General features: G+C 61.6%; 17 protein-coding genes and 1 tRNA gene. 11 read left to right on the top strand and 7 right to left on the bottom strand.

All coding sequences use genetic code 11. The features are described from left to right. Window positions 1-183: 183 nt before the first annotated feature. Together rpoH and ACSQ84_RS26695 are read right to left on the bottom strand one after the other, a co-directional pair. Window positions 184-1,083, bottom strand: coding sequence for an RNA polymerase sigma factor RpoH (gene rpoH, locus ACSQ84_RS26690; protein WP_192736706.1), 900 nt, complete (start codon window positions 1,081-1,083; stop codon window positions 184-186). A 216-nt stretch (window positions 1,084-1,299) separates the two neighbouring features. After that, a complete protein-coding gene (locus ACSQ84_RS26695; protein WP_436214698.1) occupies window positions 1,300-2,280 on the bottom strand; it encodes an RluA family pseudouridine synthase in 981 nt (326 codons plus the stop codon). Between the two features lie 50 nt (window positions 2,281-2,330). Between ACSQ84_RS26695 and ACSQ84_RS26700 the strand changes: the two genes are divergently transcribed. The 3 genes from ACSQ84_RS26700 to ACSQ84_RS26710 all read left to right on the top strand — a co-directional run bounded on the left by ACSQ84_RS26700 (window position 2,331) and on the right by ACSQ84_RS26710 (window position 5,256). Continuing rightward, complete coding sequence (locus tag ACSQ84_RS26700; protein WP_436214699.1) at window positions 2,331-2,666, top strand: hypothetical protein; 336 nt, start codon at window positions 2,331-2,333, stop codon at window positions 2,664-2,666. Between the two features lie 142 nt (window positions 2,667-2,808). Next, complete coding sequence (locus ACSQ84_RS26705) at window positions 2,809-3,450, top strand: ubiquinol-cytochrome c reductase iron-sulfur subunit (RefSeq protein ID WP_436214700.1); 642 nt, start codon at window positions 2,809-2,811, stop codon at window positions 3,448-3,450. A 75-nt stretch (window positions 3,451-3,525) separates the two neighbouring features. Continuing rightward, window positions 3,526-5,256 carry a methanol/ethanol family PQQ-dependent dehydrogenase gene (locus tag ACSQ84_RS26710; protein WP_436214701.1) on the top strand — a complete coding sequence of 577 codons (1,731 nt, stop codon included), beginning with the start codon at window positions 3,526-3,528 and terminating at the stop codon, window positions 5,254-5,256. 212 nt (window positions 5,257-5,468) lie between these two features. Here ACSQ84_RS26710 and ACSQ84_RS26715 read toward each other — a convergent pair whose 3' ends face one another. The 3 genes from ACSQ84_RS26715 to ACSQ84_RS26725 are packed head-to-tail and all read right to left on the bottom strand — an operon-like array spanning window position 5,469 to window position 8,570. Beyond that, a complete protein-coding gene (locus ACSQ84_RS26715; protein WP_436214702.1) occupies window positions 5,469-5,741 on the bottom strand; it encodes a hypothetical protein in 273 nt (90 codons plus the stop codon). A gap of 55 nt (window positions 5,742-5,796) precedes the next feature. Further along, window positions 5,797-8,115: a molybdopterin cofactor-binding domain-containing protein gene (locus ACSQ84_RS26720; protein WP_436214703.1), complete on the bottom strand. Its 2,319-nt coding sequence runs from the start codon at window positions 8,113-8,115 to the stop codon at window positions 5,797-5,799. A gap of 2 nt (window positions 8,116-8,117) precedes the next feature. Next, window positions 8,118-8,570, bottom strand: a complete 453-nt coding sequence (locus ACSQ84_RS26725; RefSeq protein WP_436214704.1) for a (2Fe-2S)-binding protein — start codon at window positions 8,568-8,570, stop codon at window positions 8,118-8,120. Window positions 8,571-9,023: 453 nt separating this feature from the next. On the opposite strand from ACSQ84_RS26725, the gene ACSQ84_RS26730 reads away from it, so the two are divergent. From ACSQ84_RS26730 to ACSQ84_RS26760, 7 genes are all read left to right on the top strand, one after another. Continuing rightward, window positions 9,024-9,098, top strand: a tRNA-Glu gene (locus ACSQ84_RS26730). Between the two features lie 385 nt (window positions 9,099-9,483). Then, window positions 9,484-11,454 carry an AMP-binding protein gene (locus tag ACSQ84_RS26735; RefSeq protein ID WP_436214705.1) on the top strand — a complete coding sequence of 657 codons (1,971 nt, stop codon included), beginning with the start codon at window positions 9,484-9,486 and terminating at the stop codon, window positions 11,452-11,454. Next, window positions 11,451-12,236: an ABC transporter ATP-binding protein gene (locus tag ACSQ84_RS26740; RefSeq protein WP_436214706.1), complete on the top strand. Its 786-nt coding sequence runs from the start codon at window positions 11,451-11,453 to the stop codon at window positions 12,234-12,236. Before ACSQ84_RS26735 ends, ACSQ84_RS26740 begins: the two co-directional genes overlap by 4 nt. Window positions 12,237-12,246: 10 nt before the next feature. After that, entirely contained in the window at window positions 12,247-13,176 is a 930-nt protein-coding gene (locus ACSQ84_RS26745) for a branched-chain amino acid ABC transporter permease (RefSeq protein WP_436214707.1), read from the top strand. 15 nt (window positions 13,177-13,191) lie between these two features. Further along, window positions 13,192-14,319, top strand: a complete 1,128-nt coding sequence (locus tag ACSQ84_RS26750; RefSeq protein ID WP_436214708.1) for a branched-chain amino acid ABC transporter permease — start codon at window positions 13,192-13,194, stop codon at window positions 14,317-14,319. A 132-nt stretch (window positions 14,320-14,451) separates the two neighbouring features. Next, the gene (locus tag ACSQ84_RS26755; RefSeq protein ID WP_436214709.1) at window positions 14,452-15,771 is read left to right on the top strand and encodes an ABC transporter substrate-binding protein; all 1,320 of its coding nucleotides are present in this window, start codon (window positions 14,452-14,454) and stop codon (window positions 15,769-15,771) included. Window positions 15,772-15,849: 78 nt separating this feature from the next. Beyond that, complete coding sequence (locus tag ACSQ84_RS26760; RefSeq protein ID WP_436214710.1) at window positions 15,850-16,689, top strand: ABC transporter ATP-binding protein; 840 nt, start codon at window positions 15,850-15,852, stop codon at window positions 16,687-16,689. Window positions 16,690-16,988: 299 nt separating this feature from the next. On the opposite strand, the gene ACSQ84_RS26765 is transcribed toward ACSQ84_RS26760, so the two are convergent. Next, a complete protein-coding gene (locus ACSQ84_RS26765) occupies window positions 16,989-17,996 on the bottom strand; it encodes a hypothetical protein (protein ID WP_436214711.1) in 1,008 nt (335 codons plus the stop codon). A gap of 7 nt (window positions 17,997-18,003) precedes the next feature. Continuing rightward, window positions 18,004-20,874: a penicillin-binding protein 1A gene (locus ACSQ84_RS26770; protein ID WP_436214712.1), complete on the bottom strand. Its 2,871-nt coding sequence runs from the start codon at window positions 20,872-20,874 to the stop codon at window positions 18,004-18,006. A gap of 199 nt (window positions 20,875-21,073) precedes the next feature. Between ACSQ84_RS26770 and ACSQ84_RS26775 the strand changes: the two genes are divergently transcribed. Continuing rightward, window positions 21,074-21,652 carry a hypothetical protein gene (locus tag ACSQ84_RS26775; protein ID WP_436214713.1) on the top strand — a complete coding sequence of 193 codons (579 nt, stop codon included), beginning with the start codon at window positions 21,074-21,076 and terminating at the stop codon, window positions 21,650-21,652. Window positions 21,653-22,054: the final 402 nt, after the last annotated feature.

The following is a 22,054-nucleotide window of genomic DNA, read 5'->3' on the forward strand; positions in this document are numbered from 1 at the left end:
CCGGCTTGACCGGACGACCCAGTATCCCAGAGGCCGCAGTTGTTGTGCGATGTCACGACCGCCGCGGCGTACTGGGTCCCCCGCTTTCGCGGAGGACGACAGCGGAATTGGTGAAACAGAGTGCAAACAACAAAAAGCCGGCGTTGCCGCCGGCTTTCGTCGTTCATTACCTTGGCCGCGTGACTAGTGCGCGGCTTCCAGCACGGCGGCTTCCTGCCGGGCAATCGTGCCCTTGACGGCCGACTGCACCTTCTCGAAAGCGCGGACCTCGATCTGCCGCACGCGCTCGCGCGACACGCCGAATTCGGCGGCGAGGTCTTCCAGCGTCATTGGCTCTTCCGCCAGACGCCGCGCCTCGAAGATGCGGCGTTCGCGCGGGTTGAGCACACCGATGGCGCCGTTCAGTGCCTGCCGGCGATGATCGAACTCCTCGTGTTCGGCCATGATGGCTTCCTGGTTGGGCGAGTTATCGACCAGCCAATCCTGCCATTCACCGGCTTCACCGTCGTCGCGGATCGGAGCGTTGAGCGACGCGTCGCCACCGAGGCGGCGGTTCATGTCGATCACGTCCTGGTTCGTCACGCCGAGGCGCTTGGCAATGATCGCCACCTGATCGGGGCGGAGATCGCCCTCGTCCAGCGCGGAGATCTTGCTCTTCGCCTTGCGCAGGTTGAAGAACAGCTTCTTCTGGTTCGCGGTGGTGCCCATTTTCACGAGCGACCACGAGCGCAGAATGTACTCTTGTATTGACGCCTTGATCCACCACATGGCGTAGGTAGCGAGTCGGAAGCCCTTCTCGGGCTCGAACCGCTTGACCGCCTGCATCAGGCCGACATTGCCTTCCGAGACGACCTCGGAAATCGGCAGGCCGTAGCCGCGATAGCCCATGGCGATCTTGGCGACGAGCCGGAGATGGCTGGTGACAAGGTGATGTGCCGCGTCGCGATCGTCATGTTCGCGCCAACGCTTGGCGAACATGTATTCCTGCTGGGGTTCCAGCATCGGAAATTTGCGGATCTCGGCGAGGTACCGGGAAAGACCGGATTCTCCATTGAGAACCGGTAACGTAGCTGTACGGGCCATTTCAGCGCCCTCCAGTGGTTCAGGCCCCCGATAGCGGCGGGCCCGGCAGACGGCCGCTGTGTTAAAGCCAGCCGGGCTGCGATGTTCCGCGTTGGATATTCAACGCAGGTGCAACATACACCAAATGGGGGCCGATAGGGAAGGATTGCTGACGTCACGTCCGCGTGTGCCAGCCATAACCTATTGGCATAGCAAAGCTTTTCTGAACGGCCTGCGTCATAGCGCCGCCTCGAGGGCGCCCCGCAGGAGAAGCAAATCCTCCGGCAAGGCCGCCTCCCAGTGCAAAAGCTCTCCGGTCCGTGGGTGTTCCAAGGTAAGCAGGTAGGCGTGCAGGGCTTGTCGGCCGAGGGCAGCCAGGGCGGTCTGACTTCCGGGCCCGAGCTGGACGGCCTTGGTCTTGAAGTGCGGGCCATAAACGGCATCGCCCATCAGGGGGTGGCCGATATGGGAAAGGTGCACCCGGATCTGATGGGTCCGGCCGGTCTCGAGCTGGCAGGCCAGCAGCGAGGCGACCGGTTTGCCGTCCCGGCCATTGAAGGACGCCTGCAGCTCCCAATGGGTCACGGCCTCGCGGCCGCTGTCGCGCACCGCCATTTTCTCGCGGGCAAAGGGATGCCGGTCGATCGGCGCATTGACCGTGCCGCGCTGGCGGTTGGGTACGCCCCAGATAAAGGCCATATAGCCGCGCCGCATCGATCCGGTACGGCCATGGTCGGCGAATTGTGCCGTGAGCGATTGATGGGCGCGGTCGTTCTTGGCGACGACCATCAACCCCGTCGTGTCCTTGTCGAGCCGGTGCACGATGCCCGGGCGGCGGACGCCGCCAATGCCGGAAAGGCTCGCACCGCAATGGGCAATCAGGGCGTTGACCAGCGTGCCGGTCTCGTGGCCGGCGGCGGGATGCACGACCAGGCCCTTTGGCTTGTCGATGACGATGATGTCGTCGTCCTCGAAGACGATATCGAGCGCGATATCCTCGCCTTTCGGCTCCGGCGGGGCAGCCTCCGGCACGTCGATTGTGATCGTATCGCCGGCGGCGACATGATAAGCGGGGTCGCGGATGGCGGTGCCATCAGCGGTGACGGAACCGGCGAGGATCAGCGCCTTCAGGCGGGTCCGCGACAGTTCCGGGCGAAGCACCGCGAGCACGCGGTCGAGCCGGGGCGATCCCTCGTCGCCGCCGACCGTGACCTCCAACCTCCCGCCGTTATTCGAAGACGTGCCGTGTTCCAAAGAAGAGCCTTTGCATGACTGATACCGTTGCGCCCGAACCGACCCCCGAGCAGGCCGCGTTGTTTGCGCGGGTGCGGCGGATGATGCTGATCGCAGGCCTGACCTCGGCGCTCGCCGTCGCCATCGTCCTGACTGCTATCGGCTACCGCCTTTACCGCAGCGAGGGAAGCCCCGCGGCGTTAACCGACGTCACGGCGACGCTACCAAAAGGCGCCCGCATCGTGTCCACCGGCGTCGCCGGCGACCGGCTGGTCGTGACCCTCGATGTAGGCGGCGCAACTGAAATCCGCACATTTGATGCAAAGACGCTGAAACCGGTCGGGCAGCTGAAGTTCGTCAGCGAACCCTGAGCGGCGCGATCAACCGCCGCGCGTCCTTAACTCCGCATCATTTAACTCAACGTCAGAATGCAAACGATTTTCGCGTAGCAGCAATGCTCGCAAATTTGCCGCTCGCCATTTTTTTGGCCGAGTCGCACGTTCAGCTTGTGTCATGTCGGAATCCAACACCAGCGCCGCGGCTCCTTTCGACGACATCGTCGAACACGATGCCGCGGGTCCATGTACCGACCCAACGCGGCGCGCGATGCTGCTGACCGCGCTTGCGACTTGCGCCTGCCTGGCGACTCCAGAGCCTTCGGTTGCGGAGGATGATCAGCCGGGAAGCAACCTGCGGCCGCAAAAAGCCGACACGCTGGTGTTCTCCGAAGGAGACCACGCCGGCGAGCTCATCAAGCCCGAGGAGTTGAAGCCCGGCGGGCCTCCCGTGCGCGCCTGGCCAAAGGATCCCAACACCGCCGTGATCCGCAAGGGTTCGCGGTTGAACGAGGTTCTGGTGGTCAGGCTCGATCCGGCCGAACTCGATGAGGACACGCGCTCGCGCAGCGCCGACGGCATCGTCGCCTATTCGGTGATCTGTTCGCACACGGGATGTCCGGTCACCGGCTGGGTGAAGCAAGCGTCGGGCGATCAGGTCGTGTTCAAATGTGCCTGCCACAATTCCGAATTTGACCCGCGGCAAAGCGCAAAAGTCCTGTTCGGGCCAGCGCCGCGGCGCCTGGCGGCGCTTCCGCTTGCCATCACGGACGGCGCCCTCACCGTCGCCGCCACATTCATTGGAAAGGTAGGTACCTAGCGCGGGGATGAAGCCGCATCGGATATTCGCAGACCAGGAATCAATGAAAAAACAATAGCAGGGAGGTTGCGTCTCATGACCGCGAAACATTGGTTATTGTCGAGTTCTGTCGCATTCACGTGCCTTGTCTCAGCCGCTGCCGGCGCCGCACCGATCGAGAAATACGATCCGGTGACGTCGGCCCGCCTCGAAAAGCCCGAACCCGGCAATTGGATGCTGTATCGCCGGACTTATGACGGGCAGGGCTACAGCCCGCTCGACCAGATCAACACCTCGAACGTCAAGGACCTCACGCCGGTATGGACCTTCTCGACCGGCGTGGTCGAAGGCCACGAGGCGCCGCCGATCGTCAACAATGGCGTGATGTTCGTCGCGACCCCACAAGGCCAAGTGATCGCCCTCAATGCAAAGACCGGCGATGAGTACTGGCGTTACAAACGTCAGCTCCCCGACGATCTCTTCCAATTGCACCCGACCAACCGCGGGGTGGGATTGTGGCAAGACAGGCTGTACCTGGCTACAACGGATGACCATGTGGTCGCGCTCGATGCCAAAACGGGCAAAGTCCTCTGGGATACCAAAGTCCAGGACTACAAAAAGGGTCAGTACCTGACCCTGATGCCGCTGATTGTCGACGGAAAGGTTATTGTCGGTGCCGCCGGCGGTGAATTCGGCGTACGGGGCTACGTCGTCGCCTATGATGCCAATGACGGCAAAGAATTGTGGCGGACCTTCACCATTCCCGGCCCAGGTGAGCCCGGCCATGATACCTGGAGCGGCGACGACTGGAAAACCGGCGGCGGCTCTGCCTGGATGACCGGCAATTACGACATCGAGACCAAGACCATCTATTGGGGCACCGGCAACGCCGCACCCTGGCCGGGCGATACTCATCCCGGCGACAATCTCTACTCAACCTCGGTGCTCGCGCTCGATCCCCAGAACGGAAGGATAAAGACCTACTTCCAGTACCATCAGAATGATTCCTGGGACTGGGACGAGGTCGATGCGCCGATGCTGGTCGACCTGCAAAAGGACGGTCGCACCATCAAGAGCCTGATTCATCCCGGCCGCAACGCGATCTTCTGGGTGCTCGAGCGCAAGGCCGACAAGATCAGCTACGTCAGCGGCTGGCCTTTCGTTCACACCGACGTCTGGAAAGGAATCGAGCCGGAGACCGGCAGGCCGATTGTCGATCCCGCGCACAAGCCGGTGATCGGCAAGCGGGTCGAATTCTGTCCGTCGCTGTGGGGCGGCAAGGATTGGCCGTCGGCGGCCTATAGCCAGAAGACCGGTCTGGTCTACGTGCCCGCCAACGAGAATTTCTGCGGCGGCTTCACCGGCGAGAAAGTGCCGCTGGTCGCGGGCCAGCTTTGGCTCGGCACCAAGCCCGAGGACATCGGCCTGAAGGTTCGCCCCGGCGCCACTCATTTTGGCGAATTGCAAGCCTGGGATCCGGCCACCGGGAAAAAGGTCTGGCAGCAGAATTTCCCCAAATCCCAGCTGTTCGGCTCGGTGACCGCGACCGCGGGCGATCTCGTTTTTGTGGGCGGCACCAACGACCGGATGTTCCGTGCCTACCACGCCAAGACGGGCGAGAAGTTGTGGGAGCAGAAGACCAACTCCGGCATCGTGGGCATGCCGATCGCCTACGAGGTGGACGGTACGCAATATATCGCCGTGCAGTCCGGTTGGGGTGTGGACGCGCAGCGCATCCAGGACGCGCTCGCGACCCAGAACAACGTGGGTGTCGAAAACAACGTGCCGCAGGGCGGCGTGGTCTGGGTCTTCGCCGTCAAGAAGTGACGGCTCTCTCCTCGTCATTCCGGGGCGATGCGCAGCATCGAACCCGGAATCTCGAGATTCCCCGGTGCGCAATTGCGCACCTGAGGTCTGGTGCTGGCGCACCATCCCGGAATTACGGCATCAGCCGGCCAAGGCAACGCGAACACATATCGGCGGAGGGAGTGGTGAGGGAAAGCGGCGGGTTGCAAAGCCCGCCGCTTTCCGATTTCAAGTCACTTGCCTTTGCTCTCGACCTTCCGCTTCTCGTCCTCGTTCATCTGCTTGATGGTCGGGTCCCGGCTGGCTTCGCCGGTGGTCTGCGTTGTCGTGGCCGGCGGGCCGCTGCTGGGAATCGAAGTCTGGCCCTCAGGCGTCTTCGCCGGCCGCGTTGCCGTTTCGCCGGGCGGAGCGGTGCTCTGGGCGCAGGCTGACTGCACGTCAAAGAAAAGGACGCCCGACAGCAGGCCTGCCGCGAGCGTCCCCCACTTCACTATCCTGATTTTCATCGACCTGGCTCCTGTCAGATCGATGAAAACGGCCACAGGCCCGTAACGTTCCGCGTCACGCCTCCAGTTGCTTGCCGATCGGCAGGCTTCGGATGCGCTTTCCGGTGGCGGCGAAGATCGCGTTGATCAACGCCGGCGCGAACGGCGGCACGCCGGGCTCGCCGACGCCGCTGGGCGGCGTGTCGGGGCCAGGTGGCACGATATAGACGTTGGTCACGACCGGTGACTCGTCCATCCGGATCACAGGGAAATCGTCGAAATTGCCCTGCTGCACCTTGCCGTCCTTGAAGGTGATCTCGCCATATTTGGCAAGGCTCAGCCCCATGATCGCAGCGCCCTCGATCTGGGACTCGATGCGTTCCGGATTGACATAGGTTCCGCAATCGATCGCGGTGTCGACCCGTGGCACCGTGAGCTTGCCCTTGTCGTCGACGGCGACCTCGACGATGGTCGCGATGTAGCTGACGAAACTGCGGTGCACGGCGATGCCGAGTCCGTGGCCTTTCGGCACCGAGCGCCCCCAGCCGCCCTTGTCCGCGACCAGTTCGACCACCTTGCGCAAGCGCGCGGTGTCGATGGGATAGCTGTCATAGGGCTCGCCATAGTTCCAGGGGTCCTTCACCGAGGACAGGTTGACGATCCGCGGCGATCCGATCAGTTCCAGCAGCATCTCCTTCTGGTCGCGTTTGGTCGCGTCAGCGATTTCGGCGACCATGGACTGGACTGCGAAGGCGCGCGGGATGTTCGACACCGCGCGGAACCAGCCGATGCGGGTGTGCGCGGCGGCTTCCGGATTCTCGCATTGCAGGTTGGCGATCTCGAACGGATTGTCGATCAGTCCCATGCCGAGTTCGAATGGCGCCTCATGCTTCGCACCAGGTGCGAATGTCGATGCAATCGTCGGCGCCACGCTGCGGTGCCGCCACGCGATCACCTTGCCGCTCTTGTCCAGCCCGGCCTCGATGCGTTCCACCGACACGGTGTGCAGGAAGCCGTTACGAACATCGTCCTCGCGCGTCCACTGCACCTTGACGGGCGCACCGAGTTCCTTCGACAGCAGCGCCGCCTCGATTGCGAAGTCGCATTTCGATTTGCGCCCGAACCCGCCGCCGAGCAGCGTGACGTTGACGGTGACATTGGAGTCGGGAATGCCGAGCGTCTTGGCGACGTCTTCGCGGGTGCCGCCGGCACTTTGCACCGGCGCCCAGATCTCGCATTTGTCGCCTTTGACGTCGGCGACCGCGACCGGTGGTTCCATGGCGACATGCGCGAGGTGCGGCAAGTAATACTCGCCTGTGATCACCTTGTCGGCGCCCTTCAACGCGGCATCGACATCGCCTTCCTTGCGCACCACCAGCCCGGGTTTGCGCGCGGCTTCCTCAAGCGAGGCCCGGTAGGCGACCGAGTCGTATTTGCCGTTGGCGCCGTCCTCCCAGACGATCTTCAGCGCGTCGCGGCCCTTGATCGCCGCGCCGGTGTTGCGCGCGATCACGGCAACGCCGCCGAGCGGCTGGAACTTGGACGGCCACGGCCAGCCCTTGACCTCCATGACCTTCTCGACGCCGGAGACCTTCATCGCTTCCGCCGCGTCGAACGACTTCAGCTTGCCGCCTGTCACCGGCGGGCGGGCGATGACGGCGTATTTCATGCCCGGCAGCCGAATATCGGCGCCGTAATGCGCCTTGCCGGTGGTGATGTCCTTGAGGTCGACGATGCCGATCTGGCCCTTGCCGAGATAGCGGAAATCCTTCGCCTCCTTCAGCTTCAAGCCTTCGACACCAGGCACCGACTCCTTGGCGGCATCGGCGGCAAGCTCTCCGAAGCCAAGCTTGCGGCCGCTCGCAGCATGGACCACCTCGTGATTGCGGGCCTTTACCTCGGTCGCCGGCACGCCCCAGCGTTTGGCGGCGGCGGCTTCCAGCATCGAGCGCGCCGAGGCGCCGATCTGGCGCATCGGCATCAGATAGTGCCGCGTGCTGCGCGAGCCGTCGGTATCCTGGTTGCCGTATTTGACTTCGTCGCCGGGCGCTTGCTGAACTCGGACGCGCGACCAGTCGGCTTCCATCTCCTCGGCGACGATCAGCGGCAGGCTGGTTCGCACGCCGGTTCCCATCTCGGCGCGGTGGCCTACGATGGTGACGATGCCGTCGGACGCGATCGAGACGAACACGCGTGGATCGACCACGGTGCCGTGCGGCATCTTCGATGCACCGGTCTCGTAGGCGGCGAACGCCGGGCGCGACATGACGGGCGCTGCGAGCACGAAGCCGCCGGCGATGCCGAGGCCTTTCAGGATGCTGCGGCGGGTGACGTTCTCGACTTTGAGGTGCCGCTCAAAGCCACGGAGTTTCCTGGGGTTGGTAAGGATATTCATGATCACACCCCCGTCGACGCCAGACGCACGGCGTTCTCGATGCGCTGGTAAGCGCCGCAGCGGCAGATGTTACCCGCCATCGCTTCGCGGATCTGGTCATGGGAGGGTTTTGGATTGTCCATCAACAGCGCGGCGCCCTGCATGATCTGGCCGGCCTGGCAATAGCCGCATTGCGGGACATTGAGTTGGCGCCAGGCCTTCTGCACCGGGTGATCGCCGGTCGGGTGCAGGCCCTCGATGGTGGTGACCTCGCGGCCGACCACGTCGGAAACCGAGGTGATGCAGGCGCGCACGGCCTGCTTGTCGACGATGACGGTGCACGAGCCGCACAGCGCCTGGCCGCAGCCATATTTGGTCCCCGTCAGTCCCGCCTCGTCACGGAGAAACCACAGTAACGGAAGATCCGGATCGCCATCCCAATTCTGCTCCTGGCCGTTTATCTTTACCTTGATCATGGCTTGTCCCTCGCTCTTTTTAAGCTGTTGATCTGTTTGCGGCGCGAACCGGAACACATTTCCATTCGCTCGGATCGCCGCGTGGATTTCCCCGCCCCAAGGCATTTTGTAAGGAATTTGCTGTTTGCGGATGTTCCTTTCGCGATTGGGCCTGGCCGGCCCGGCATCAAGAATGCGGTGATGCTATCAGACGTTAATGTCGCGGCGACTTCACAGACAGGTGTTTTGGATTTGCTGTTTGTCAAAAGCGGGGCTGCCGGGCGGGGTGGCCGGTCTCCTCGCGCCACCGGGGAAGCCGGGCAAAATAGGCAAGATCGATTTCGTCCGGCCAATGGTCGAGGATTCCGCCGTCTCGAGCCTCGAGGCGGGGCTTTGCGGCGTTCGCCATCAGCCCATCGGCCCCACATGCCATCTTGCAGCAGGCCGATTTCAAGGCTATTGGCTGGGCGTAACGCTCCCTTCGTCTAGCGGTTAGGACGCGGCCCTCTCAAGGCTGAAACAGGGGTTCGATTCCCCTAGGGAGCGCCATTTTGCCACTACTCCGAACAAGACTGCGAACCCGACCACCGCACGGATGCCGGTGCAAAACAGGCGTTAAATGCGGACTGCTGTTCTTTGGATTTTGGACCCCATGTCGGACATAAGGTGATTGCGCCGCGACATGGGCCCCATACCCCATCCATCGCCCACTAGCTAACGGCCAATCCGTAACGAATACGTCGCGAGCCTGGTTTCACATTAATACTTAATGGCTAATTAGCCGCGCCGAGGACTACCAAGCTGGAGCTTGTAGGGCTTACGATCCCTTGTATTGTGAGGTGAACCATACGGGCCTCGCATGGCTGCTGCCTGAAGGGCGCAGGTCACCATAAGCAGGCGCGAGCCAACGCGCCGGTTTTGGGATGGAGACGACATGGTCATTGGCGGACCGTTTGACACGTTCCCCAAGTTGCTTCTGCGAAATGCTGCGCAGTTTGGTGGCCGCCCGGCGTTTCGGCATAAGGATCTCGGCATCTGGCAGACTTGGACCTGGGCCCAGGTCGCCGAAATCGTGCGGGCTTATGCCGCGGGGTTGCAGCGACTTGGCTTGCAGCCAGGAGAGACGATCGCCATCGTCGGTTCCAACCGGCCGAAGCTCTACTGGACCGTGATGGCCGCGCAGGCGCTGCGCGCGATTCCTGTTCCGGTCTTTTCGGATGCGGTGGCTGACGAGCTTGCTTATGTCCTCGCTCACGCCGATGTAAAGTTTGTCGCAGCGCAAGATCAAGAGCTAGTCGACAAGGTTTTGTCCGTATCCGACCGGGTACCGCATCTCCACAAGGTTTTTTATGACGAGCCGCGCGGACTCGATGACTACGATCACAGTCGATTGATCGCAATCCACGATGTCATCGAAGATGGTCGCGCCGCGCTTGCGGCCAACGCTAGGCTTGGCGCGCAGATCGATGAAATCATCCGGCAGGGTGAAGGTTCTGACATCTCGATCATCCTCTACACCTCGGGAACAACCGGCGCTTCGAAGGGCGTCATGCTGTCGGCGCGAGGCTGCATCGACGCTGCGACTGATACCGTCAGGTTCGATCGACTGACCGACAACGACGTGGCGCTCGCCTACCTGCCGCTGGCCTGGGTAGGCGATCATTATCTCAATTACGCACAGGGCCTTGCCGCTGGTTTCTGCATGGCGTGCCCCGAGAGCGGTGAGACGGTCGAGCAGGATTTGCGCGAGATCGGACCAACCTTCTATTTCGCTCCGCCGCGCGTTTTCGAAAACATGCTGACGCGGCTGATGATCCGCATGGAGGACGCTGCGCCAATCAAGCGGCGAATGTTCGACTACTTCCTTGGCGTCGCGCGACGGCATGGCGAGTCGATTTTGACCGGAAAGCCGGTGCCGCTGTCAGGCCGGCTGCTCTATGCGCTCGGGCGCTTGATACTCTACGAGCCGCTCAAAAACGTTCTTGGCCTGTCTCGCGTACGTGTAGCCTATACGGCAGGTGAGGCCATCGGTCCGGATCTTTTCGCGTTTTATCGTTCGATCGGATTGAACCTGAAGCAACTCTACGGTCAGACTGAAGCGTTCCTCTACATCACCTGTCAGCCTGACGGGGAGATCTACTCCGATACTGTTGGGCCGGCGGCGCCGAACGTCGACATCCGCATTGCGGAATCAGGTGAAGTGCAGTTCCGCTCACCCGGCATGTTTGTTGGATATTTCAAGGATCAGGCGAAGACCGCGGAGACCCTGACGGCTGACGGCTACGTCAAGACCGGCGATGCGGGTTTCTTCGACGAGAAGACACGACATCTGAAGATCATCGATCGTGCAAAGGATGTCGGCCGGCTGGCCGACGGCACGATTTTTGCGCCGAAGTACCTAGAGAACAAATTGAAGTTCTTTCCCAACATCAAGGAAGCGGTCGCTTACGGCGACTCCAGGGAGTTCGTTTGCGCCATTCTCAATATCGACCCGGCCGCTGTGGCGAACTGGGCCGAACGTAACAACATCGCCTACGGTTCCTACCAGGAGCTGGCGGGGCATCCGCTGGTATATGACATGGTGGCGAAAGATGTTGCCGCGGTGAACCGCTCGCTCGCGGAGGAAAAGGCAATGGCGAGTGCGCAGATTCGCCGCTTTCTCATTTTGCCCAAGCAACTCGACGCAGACGATGGCGAATTGACCCGCACGCAGAAAGTTCGCCGCGGGTTCGTCGCCGAGCGCTATGCTCCACTGATCACGGCGCTCTACGACGGTTCGCATGAAGCCGACATTTCCACCGAAGTCACTTTTGAGGATGGCCGCAAGGGCGTGATCGCGGCGCGGGTCAAGATCTGCGACTTGCAATCAATTGGTGCGACGGAACCTTTGGAGAAGGCCGCATGAGGATGTCGGACACCAGCGAAATCTTGCTTCAGGTCGAAGGAGTATCGCTGGCGTTTGGCGGCGTGAAGGCGCTGAGGGAGGTTTCGTTTGACATCAGGAAAGGCGAAATTCGCGCCATCATCGGACCGAACGGCGCCGGAAAAACCTCGATGCTCAACGTCATCAACGGCTTCTATCATCCGAACCATGGCGCCATCACCTTCAAGGGTCTGACCCGTTCCAAGATGGAGCCGTTCGAGGCCTCCCGTGGCGGCATCGCGCGCACCTTTCAGAACGTCGCTCTGTTCAAGGGCATGAGCGCGCTCGACAATATCATGGCTGGCCGCACGTTGAAGATGCGCCGGGGTCTTCTGTGGCAGATGCTGCGTTACGGCCCTGCGCTGTCAGAGGAGATCGAGCATCGGCGCCGGGTCGAGGAGATCATCGATTTTCTGGAAATTGAGGCGATCCGCAAGGTGCCGGTTGCGCGTTTGCCATACGGCCTGCAGAAGCGCGTCGAACTCGGCCGTGCCCTTGCGATGGAGCCCGATCTTCTTCTCCTCGACGAGCCGATGGCAGGCATGAACCTCGAAGAGAAGGAGGACATGTCGCGGTTCATCATCGATGTCAACAATCATTACGGCACGACCATTGCGCTGATCGAGCACGACATGGCCGTGGTGATGGATCTCTCCCATCGCGTGGTGGTGCTCGATCATGGCGTGAAGATCGCCGACGGCACGCCGGATGAGGTCAAGAGGAACGAGGCCGTCATCGACGCCTATCTCGGCGTCGCGCACTAAGGAGCATTGCGTGATCGCGTTGGGTCAATTTCTCGAAGTGCTGATCGGCGGATTGCTGTCCGGCGTGCTGTATTCGCTGGTCGCGCTCGGCTTCGTGCTCATCTTCAAGGCATCCGGTGTCTTTAATTTTGCGCAAGGCGCAATGGTGTTGCTCGCAGGGCTGGCGCTGGTCCGCTCGCTCGACTTCCTGGTGGCCAAGGGGTTCCCGATCTGGGCTGCGATCATCATCGGGATCGGCTTCGCCGCCGTGATCATGGCGATAACGGCCTGGCTGATTGAGCGGTTCGTGATCGGACCTCTTGTCAACCAGGACGGCCTCACGCTGTTCATGTCCACTATCGGCGTGACATTCATCCTCGAGGGTGCGGCGCAGATGTTCTTCGGTTCCGATGCTTACCCTTTGCGGCTGTTTCCGACGGACAATTGGTTCCTGTTTGAAAACCTCTTTCCAGGTGGAATTCTGGTCAACAAGCTGGATGTCTGGGGCGGCTTTATCGCCGGCATTCTGGTCGCCGGCCTCGCGATCTTCTTCCAGCGCACCAAGACCGGTCGCGCACTCAGGGCGGTTGCCGACGACCACATGGCCGCGCAGTCGGTCGGGATTCCAATCAGCTGGATCTGGTTCGTGGTTTGGTTTGTTGCCGGCCTCGTTGCGCTGGTTGCAGCGACCGTGTGGGGTACCAAGCTGGGCGTACAGTTCTCCATCACGTTTCTCGCGCTGAAGGCCCTGCCGGTTCTGATCATTGGCGGCTTTACCTCAATTCCAGGAGCCATCGTCGGCGGGCTCATTGTTGGTGCGGGCGAGAAGCTCGCCGAGGGGTTCCTGGGGCCGCATATAGGGGGCGGCATCGAATATTGGTTCGCCTATGTGCTGGCGTTGGCGGTGCTGCTCGTGCGGCCGCAGGGTCTGTTCGGCGAGCGGATCATCGAACGTATCTGAGATCAGGAGTTAGTTGTGCTTTATCGCGAGGCTGGCCAATTCAAGACGTCCTACGCGGAGGATATGGCGATCTTCCCGATCCGCCAGGACCGTACAGCGCTCGCCATTTTGCTCGCCATCGCCTTCATTGGCGTGCCGCTGCTGGCCAACTTCCACATTTGGCCGTTCGGCAGCGACTATCTGCTACGCGCCATTCTGCTGCCTTTCCTGATCCTCGCGCTCGCCGCGATCGGCGTAAACATCCTTGTCGGCTACTGCGGCCAGATCTCGCTCGGCAGCGGCGCGTTCATGGCCATCGGCGCCTACTCCGCCTACAAGTTGGGGACCGGCGTTTATATTCCGCTCGCCTGGCTTGGCTTCGCGATTTCGATCCCGCCGTTGCCCGTGCTGGCATCCATTTTGCTCGGCGGGCTCACGGCGGCGGTTGCTGGAATCCTCTTCGGTGTCCCCAGTCTGCGGATCAAGGGCCTTTATCTGGCGGTTGCAACCCTCGCAGCGCAATTCTTTTTCGACTGGGTGTTCCTGCGGGTGGCGTGGTTCGCCAATTACGCGCCGTCAGGGTCGGTCAATGCGCCAAGATTGGATTTCTTCGGTCTGGCCGTAAACACGCCGATCGAGCGCTATCTGCTGTGCCTGACCTTCGTAACGGTGTTCGCGGTTCTGGCGAAGAACCTCGTTCGCGGCAATCTCGGCAGACAATGGATGGCGATCCGCGATATGGACATTGCCGCCGAGCTGATCGGTATCCGGCCGCTTTACGCAAAGCTCACTGCTTTCGCGGTCTCTTCTTTTATCATCGGCGTGGCGGGCGCACTCTGGGCGTTCGTCTATCTGGGCTCGTGGGAGCCGCTCGCGTTCTCGATCGACCGTTCGCTGCAGCTTCTGTTCATGGTGATCATCGGCGGGCTGGGATCGATCATGGGCCCGTTCGTCGGTGCGGCCTTTATCCTCATTCTGCCGATCATGCTGAACCTGATTCCGTCCGAGCTCGGCGTGCCGCTGTCGACAGAAACGATCACCCACCTGGAATTCATCATCTTTGGATCGTTGATATGCTATCTTCTCATCAAGGAGCCGCATGGATTTGCCCGGCTTATATCGCTTGGCAAGGAGAAGCTCAGACTTTGGCCGTTCCCCTACTGAAGGGGCGGTCGACGCGAAGGAAGCCGGAGATCGCGACGCGGAGCGGCGGTCGTTGGCAGAAGGAGCAAGGAAGCCCCGCGATAAAAAGACCCGGTACGGCAAAAACCGGGCTGAACGAGGAGGACAACTAATATGGTACGCAACAAACTGATGCTGGCAGCAGCCATGTTGTCAAGCGCAGCGCTTGCCGCTCCGGCTGCAGCGCAGAACGAGCAGTTCATTCCGATACTTTCCTACCGGACGGGCGCGTACGCCGTGAATGGCGTGCCGTATGCAAATGGCGTGGCCGACTATTACAATCTGGTCAACGAGCGCGACGGCGGTATCAACGGCGTCAAGCTTTTGGTCGAGGAATGCGAGACCGGCTACGCCACCGACAAGGGCGTTGAGTGTTACGAGCGTCTCAAGGGGAAGGGCCCGACCGGCGCGGCCTTCATCAATCCGCTGTCGACCGGCATTACTTTCGCCCTCACCGAAAAGACCACGACTGACAAGATCCCGATTATCACGATGGGCTATGGCCGCGCCGATTCCAAGAATGGAGCCGTGTTCGCGTACAATTTCCCGCTGCTCGGCACGTACTGGTCTGCGGCCGATATCGCGATTCAGCACATCGCCAAGGAGGTCGGCGGCATCGACAAGCTGAAAGGCAAGAAGATTTCGCTGCTCTATCACGACAGCCCTTACGGCAAGGAGCCAATCCCGATGCTGCAGGTGCTGGCAAAGAAGCACGGCTTTGAGTTTACGCCGATCCCGGTCACGCACCCCGGTGTCGAACAGAAGTCGCAATGGCTGGCGATCCGCCAGAACCGGCCGGACTATGTCTTGGTTTGGGGCTGGGGCGTCATGAACGGCACTGCGGTCAAGGAAGCCGCGGCCGTTGCCTATCCGCGCGAGAAGATGATCGGTGTTTGGTGGTCGGGCGCGGAGCCGGATGTAGTCCCCGCCGGCGATCAAGCCGCTGGCTACAAGGCGCTGATGCTTCAGCATGGCGCAGGCAAATTCGCCGTGCATGCCGACATCGAGAAGCACGTCTATGCAAAGGGCAAAGGGTTGTCGGAGCCTGGCAAGGTCGGCGAAGTTCTCTATAACCGCGGCATGACGAACGCCATGCTCGGCGTGGAGGCGATCCGCAAGGCGCAGGAAAAGTTCGGCAAGAAGCCGCTGACGGGCGAGCAGGTCCGTTGGGGACTGGAGAACCTCAACCTCCCCGAGGCACGTCTCAAGGAACTCGGCTTTGAGGGCATGTTGAAGCCGATCAAGATTTCCTGCTCCGACCATGAGGGCGCGCGGGACGGGCGCGTACAGCAGTGGGACGGCAAGGGCTGGAAAATCATCTCCGACTGGTACACGGCCAACCAATCCGACACCGAACCGCTCGTCGACGAAGTTTCCGCGAAGTATGCCGCGGAGAAGAACATCAAGCCGCGCGACTGCTCGAAAGAAAGCTGAGCGCTTACCAACGATCCGGGAGGGGCGCTCGCCTCCTCCCGGATCTTTCGAAAGCTGCAACCGTTTGGAGAGGACCGCGTGTCGATCCCCAAGGCCTCTACGGCGACAGAAGCGGCGCCGCCGTTTCTGTCGGTCAACAATATCGAGGTTGTCTACAGTCACGTCATCCTGGTGTTGAAAGGTGTATCGCTGGATGTGCCGCGGGGCGGAATCGTCGCGCTTCTCGGCGCCAACGGCGCGGGCAAGACAACGACGCTGAAGGCAGTCTCCAATCTGCTGCATGCGGAGCGCGGCGAGGTCACCAAGGGCTCGATCCTGTTCGACGGCGTCGAAGTGCAGTCGCTATCGCCAAGCGAACTGGTGCGGCGCGGCTGCATTCAGGTGATGGAGGGGCGGCGCTGCTTCGCCCACCTCACTGTCGAAGAGAATCTCCTGACCGGCGCCTTCACGCGCAGGGACGGCAAGTCCGCGATCGCGCAGGATCTGGAGCGGGTCTATGCCTATTTCCCCCGTCTCAGGGAGCGGCGTGGTTCGACCGCCGGCTATACGTCGGGCGGCGAACAGCAGATGTGCGCGATCGGGCGCGCGCTGATGTCGCGCCCGAAGATGATCCTGCTCGACGAGCCTTCGATGGGCCTCGCGCCGCAGATCGTCGAAGAGATCTTCGAGATCGTGAAAGATCTCAACGTCAAGGAAGGTGTCTCGTTTCTTCTCGCCGAGCAAAACACCAATATGGCGCTCAAATACGCGAGCCACGGATACATTCTCGAAAGTGGCCGCGTGGTGATGGATGGCGAGGCGCGGGCGCTCGCCGCAAATGAGGACGTCAAGGAGTTCTATCTTGGCGTCGCCGGGGACAAGCGCAAATCATTCCGCGACGGAAAGCACTACAAGCGGCGCAAACGCTGGCTCGCTTAGGCGACGACGCCAAGTGATCGGTCTCCCACTGAAATTATATCGCTATTTCAGCGATATATGAGTTCGCAGTTTTGTTCTGAAGGGAGCGCCAAATTGCACGATATTCCGCGATATTTTACGATGGCAGTCCCGGTCGGGAGTGCAAGCCCCTCGATCGACTGATCTTGCAAGCGATGGGTGGCAGGAGTCTTGCCCCTGGCTCGGTGACTGTTTGCCAGTTCTTGGGGGGGTCTTAGAGGCCTGTCGACTGCAAACGCGATTTGTCTACCGGCGTCCATTCGTCGCCGCACACGATCTGCTCATTCCCGCTCCATCAAGTCGGCGATCGCCTTGATGCGGCTTCTGGCGTATTTCGGCAGGCCGGCGCTCAGCGAATCGCCGACGTTGAAGGAGCTGTTGCCCAGGAGCAGTTGCGCGGGCACGAGGTTTCGCAGCATGGGCGTATTGGCGTATTCCCTTTGCTTGTTCAGCACGTCGTTCCTGACCGCAATCAGGATGTAGACCGTCGCGATGGCGGCTTCCCGCTCGGTCGGATGCTGTTGCAGAACCGCCAGCAGCTTGCCGAACTGGATGACCTGGTTGACCCAAAAGATGTTCTGCTCGAGCGCGCCGGTAACGGTGGAATCGAGCCCTGTCAGGCTCGGCAGCTCGGCAAGCTGCGGAGGCGTGACCAGCATCATCTCACTCTGGAACTCGATGAAATCCGGAATGGGCCTTTTGCTCTCCTCGCGCAGCTTGTTGGCAAGGCGAATGCCCGCCGGAATTTTCCCTTCGAACATGTAGCGGGACTGCACGCAGACCGCCTTTGCGTCCTCGCACCAGCGGCGATTCGGCGGAAGGTTGTACGCGGCCCCGGCGCCCTTGTTGGGAACAGCATCGCCCGCCGTGATCGGCCGGTGCTTGACTGCGGGATCGATCTGCTCGAGGAACGCGACATTCGCATACCGTGACAAATCCAATGCCGCTGCCGGCCTTGGAAGTCGAAACCGCGCCTCCGCCTGGTAGACAGAGAGCTTCAGCTTGGTTTGTTGGTTGATCGTGGGCTCAACGAAGCTCGGGAACAGCGAGAGGAAGCGCCGCTGAACCGGACGTGAGCCGGCCCATTCGTCGAAAGGAATGAGCCCGGTCGAGGAATCGGCGAGCTTGTCGTTGCGTTGGTCGGCGAAGATCACCGTGCGCGGTTTGATCTGTGCGATCGGAACGCTGGCGGCTGCGGGCACGTCCTCCAGCTGGAATTCCTGCGCGGCCGCGCCCGTGCAAGTGACCACGCTGGCGGCGATAAGGACGGCGGCACGGTGGATTCTCATGGGGTGCTCAATTCAGCCGCCGCCAGAAATAATCGGGATCGACTCGAAGCGGCGGTCGCGGGAGGCGGTCCTCGTCATCGGGATATCCGCGCGCGGAGGGATATTCGCGCGGACCAAGACGCCAGGTCGGGAATGGAAAGGGCGGCCGGTTATCGCCGTAAAGACGGCTACCGTGGGGCCACGACCGGAATGGCCGGTCGTCTCCGTCATAACCGCCACGATAGGGGTAGTAGCTTTCTGCACGCGAGACGATCCGAAACTGCGTATCATTGACTCTGCCCGACGGATCCCTCTTCAAGTACTCGGTGAAAGCGCGCCCGGAGCCGGCCGGTGCAGGATCGCCGGTGTAAGCATCGATCGACAGAGCAACGAGCTGACGCATGGCTTCGCGCGAAGGGCCGTTCAACGCCGTCTTGGGAGCGTGCAGCTCCCAGGCTGCCTGCACGATCGGCTCGAACATCGGCAGCGCCACCTTCGCTCCGGTCTGGCCGGGCCCCAGCGTGCGGCGGTGCGCGCCGTCGCTGTTGTCGTAGCCGACCCAGATGGCGACGGTGACGTCATTGGTGAAACCGACGAACCAGGCATCGACCGAATCATCGGTGGTGCCGGTCTTGCCGCCGACATAGGGCGACAGATGCTTCACCGCGCGCGCGGTTCCGCGCGCGAGCACGCCCTGCAGCATCGATTTCAATTGGTAAAACGATGCGCGGTCGGCGGAACCGATCCAGATCACCGACTGCGGATCGTGCCGGTAGATCGGGCGGCCGTCCCGTTCGATGGTTTCGATCGCATGGGGCTGGGGCCGTGCGCCTTCATTGGCGATCGCTGCATAGAACGCCGCAAGGTCGATCAGCCGCACGGTTTGGGCACCGAGCACGAACGGGTAATAGCGCATGCAATCCTTGTAGAGCTGCGACTCCATCGCGAGTTCGCAGACCCGGTCGAGACCTCGCTCGGCGCTGTCGTCGAGGCCGCTCGCGAGCAGTTGCACGGTGGCGAGATTCCGGGAGTTTTCCAGCGCACGCCGCAGCGTAATGGAGCCCGAAGCGCCGCGGTCGTAATTCCTTGGCGACCAGAAACCGCGCTGGCGCGCGTGGGCGGTCGCGCCGATCGGTGGCAGCGTAATGGGTTGATCCATTACCAGCGTGTTGGGCTGCAAGCCCTTCCGAAGGGCGGCGAGGTAGGTTAGCGGCTTCAGGGTGGAGCCGGGTTGCCGCAGGCTCTGGACGACGCGGTTGAGCTGGCTTGCCGGATACGAAAAGCCGCCCGCCATCGCGAGAATGCGACCGGTTTCGTTCCCCAGTACGACCGCCGCTCCCTGCACGGTTGGTCGAATGCGCAGATCGGCACGCGCCGCCTGCTTGCCATTGGCCTTGCGCACCTGCACGTAGACCACGTCGTACGGCTTGAGACTGCGCCGGATCGCGGCGCTCCAGGTGTTCAGCGGCAGGACGCTTCCGTCGATCAGACCGACGTTGATCGCATCGCCACGCTTGCCACGCGTATTCTCCAGGACGACCGCCGATTCCCAGTGAACGTCATAGAGAGGCAGCCGGGTCGTCTTCAACGCCACGAGCCAGGCCGGCTCCGTGGCCTTCAGATCGGCCGCTCTCAGACGGACGGCATCGGAAATGTTCGCCTCGGGTCCCTCGAATTTGTAGCGATTGGTGTTCAGCTCGTACCGCGCCAGCCCCTCCTGCAATGTCGCTTCGACTGTGCGCTGCAAGGCCGAATTGACGGTCGAGTGCACCGTGTAGGAGGATTTGGTGAGCGTATCGAGGCCCGCGACTACCTTTGCCTCGCGGGCGATGTGGTCGACGAAGTGAAAGCCGAAGTCCCGTCGCGTCGGCCGGTACTCGACAAGCTGCGGCAATACGGCTTGCGCCGCGGCGGCGTCGATCATGGCGTCGTCCTGCATGCGGCCCAGCACGTAGGCAAGGCGCTCCCGCGCGCGCTCAGGGTGGCGGTCGGGATTGAAGTAGTTCGGCCCCTTGGCAAGCCCGGCGAGCAGCGCGCCCTCGACTGCGGAGAGTGCCTTGGCCGGTTTACCGAAATAGCTGCGCGCCGCCATCTCAATGCCCCAGGCTCCGCGACCGAGATAAATCGAGTTGAGGTAGAGTTCGAGGATTTCCGCCTTGGTCAGGGCGCGCTCGATCCGCGAGGCAACGATCATTTCGCGCAGTTTTCTTTCGTAAGTGATGTCGTTGCCCACCAGCAGGTTCTTGGCGACCTGCTGCGTAATGGTCGAGCCGCCCTGCGGCCGGCCCGGCTGTGCGAAGTTGCCGATGAAGGCGCGGACCAGTCCGCGCTCGTCGATGCCGGCGTGCTGGAAGAAGCGCTTGTCCTCGGCGGCGATGAATGCGTTGCGCACCGCTTCCGGGATATCCGCAAGCTTGATCCAGACGCGGCGATTGTTCGGCTCGTAAATCTCGGCAACGCGCTCGCGCTTGTTGTCGAGGACCACGCTGGTGCCAGGAAGCCTGAGGTGCTTGAGCTGCACCGCGTCGGGCAGATCCTTGACCGCGCTGTTGTAGAAAGTGATGACCTGACCAAGGTCGACCGGAGATACTTCCACGTTTTCGACCTTGCAGAACTGCTTGTAGGCCACGTGGAGGTCCGCCAGTTTCAGCCCCTTGAGCGCCTTGATCTCGCTGCTCAACGCCTCCTTGTCATCCATGGCAGTGGCAATCAGATCGTCCAGGTTGATGTCCTCGATGTCGAAAGCCTTGCGCATGTGGGTGCAGCCGGCACTCATAAGCTGCGCCACCTCCAAGCGGTCGCGCGCCGCATCGAATTCCGTCTTGACCTCATCCGGACGGGTAGTGACCTGGCTGAAGGCAAGCGCCGTGGCGAAGATCTTGATGAGAATCGAGTCCATGACCTGCCGACGGTCGAAAACCGCCTCCGTAAGGTCCCTTTTTGTAGAACGATATTAAACAAGGCTGTGCTGAGGAAAAAGTTCCCGAGGCGCCGCCGCCCGCTTTGTCCGGGCGCGCAGCACCGCTCCGATCTTTGCCGGGCCGCGGAACCAACTCTGCGGCCAGTGCGTTCTAAAAACATACATTGGCAGCACAGTCATGCGTACCCCTCTTCCAGTCGTGCTTGCCGCGGCGCTCCTCACCGCCGCCATCGCCACGATTCCAGCGGATGCTGCGCCTCGAAAAAAGAACAACCGGGCTCTTGCCGCGGTCCCCCCTGCAGCCAGCGTCAGTCAGCCGCCCGCGGACAGATTTCTGGGCTGCGATGTCCGGGTGCGAGACTATCTTCGCGAAGGCGGAGCGGCGATACGGGTGACCAAGATCGAAGTGGACGATGCCCGACTGCAGTTGAACATTCATCATGAGTACGGCGAGGCGGGGAAGTCGTCTCGAAAATACCTCCGCGGCGACACTGAAGAAGAAATGCGCAAAAATCTGCGCGCAATATTGGATGAATTCGCTGCGGCTTCGAAGGCCGCATCGGCTGGTCGCGCCTGGTATGTGATCGCTGCTCGCAAGGTCATGCCGGACCTCCGCGACAATTCGGGCGAGACCACGAATCCGTGGACGGCCATTGTCCTCGCGGATTTCGAGGGAAAATGCAGACCCGTCACGTTCTATCAGTCGGTCGACCGGAACAAGCTCGATCCTGAACTGAGCAAGAAATTGGAAGAGTGAAGTTTTGCGCTTGAAGTGATTTGCAGTCGTAGCGACGGCGCCCGGACGCCATGAAGCGCGGTGAGGGTGCTCAACTGTCGTCGCTGGTGAGTTTGCAGTATTGGCGGCGAGGCTCGGCTTTCATCGCCTTTAGGGCGGGTTTGGGCAGCCGTTCTGAAAACGCTTTGGAAAAGCAATAAGGCAGTAGTTGCCCAAACCTTTCTCTAACCCATTGAAATCACTCATTTCCGCCCCATCCCTAGGCAGCGCCATTTTCACGATATTATTGGATGTTTTGCGATGCCGCTCCGGCGCGGTGAGCGCGAGGGGCCGATCGTTGAGCGTCTGCTGGCGAAACCCAGTTTCCCACACGCATCGACGATCTACGAGTGCTCATATCCCGAATCGCTCATCGTGAGCGCG

It is taken from the genome of Bradyrhizobium sp. LjRoot220 (genome assembly GCF_964252915.1).
Lineage (GTDB): Bacteria > Pseudomonadota > Alphaproteobacteria > Rhizobiales > Xanthobacteraceae > Bradyrhizobium.

Coding starts and splice junctions, on each gene's coding strand:
- ACSQ84_RS26775 (WP_436214713.1), top strand. CDS start 21,074: ATGCGTACCCCTCTTCCAGTCGTGCTTGCCGCGGCGCTCCTCACCGCC.
- ACSQ84_RS26715 (WP_436214702.1), bottom strand. CDS start 5,741: ATGAAAATCAGGATAGTGAAGTGGGGGACGCTCGCGGCAGGCCTGCTG.
- ACSQ84_RS26740 (WP_436214706.1), top strand. CDS start 11,451: ATGAGGATGTCGGACACCAGCGAAATCTTGCTTCAGGTCGAAGGAGTA.
- ACSQ84_RS26700 (WP_436214699.1), top strand. CDS start 2,331: ATGACTGATACCGTTGCGCCCGAACCGACCCCCGAGCAGGCCGCGTTG.
- ACSQ84_RS26770 (WP_436214712.1), bottom strand. CDS start 20,874: ATGGACTCGATTCTCATCAAGATCTTCGCCACGGCGCTTGCCTTCAGC.
- ACSQ84_RS26765 (WP_436214711.1), bottom strand. CDS start 17,996: ATGAGAATCCACCGTGCCGCCGTCCTTATCGCCGCCAGCGTGGTCACT.
- ACSQ84_RS26755 (WP_436214709.1), top strand. CDS start 14,452: ATGGTACGCAACAAACTGATGCTGGCAGCAGCCATGTTGTCAAGCGCA.
- ACSQ84_RS26725 (WP_436214704.1), bottom strand. CDS start 8,570: ATGATCAAGGTAAAGATAAACGGCCAGGAGCAGAATTGGGATGGCGAT.
- ACSQ84_RS26720 (WP_436214703.1), bottom strand. CDS start 8,115: ATGAATATCCTTACCAACCCCAGGAAACTCCGTGGCTTTGAGCGGCAC.
- rpoH (WP_192736706.1), bottom strand. CDS start 1,083: ATGGCCCGTACAGCTACGTTACCGGTTCTCAATGGAGAATCCGGTCTT.
- ACSQ84_RS26735 (WP_436214705.1), top strand. CDS start 9,484: ATGGTCATTGGCGGACCGTTTGACACGTTCCCCAAGTTGCTTCTGCGA.
- ACSQ84_RS26710 (WP_436214701.1), top strand. CDS start 3,526: ATGACCGCGAAACATTGGTTATTGTCGAGTTCTGTCGCATTCACGTGC.
- ACSQ84_RS26705 (WP_436214700.1), top strand. CDS start 2,809: ATGTCGGAATCCAACACCAGCGCCGCGGCTCCTTTCGACGACATCGTC.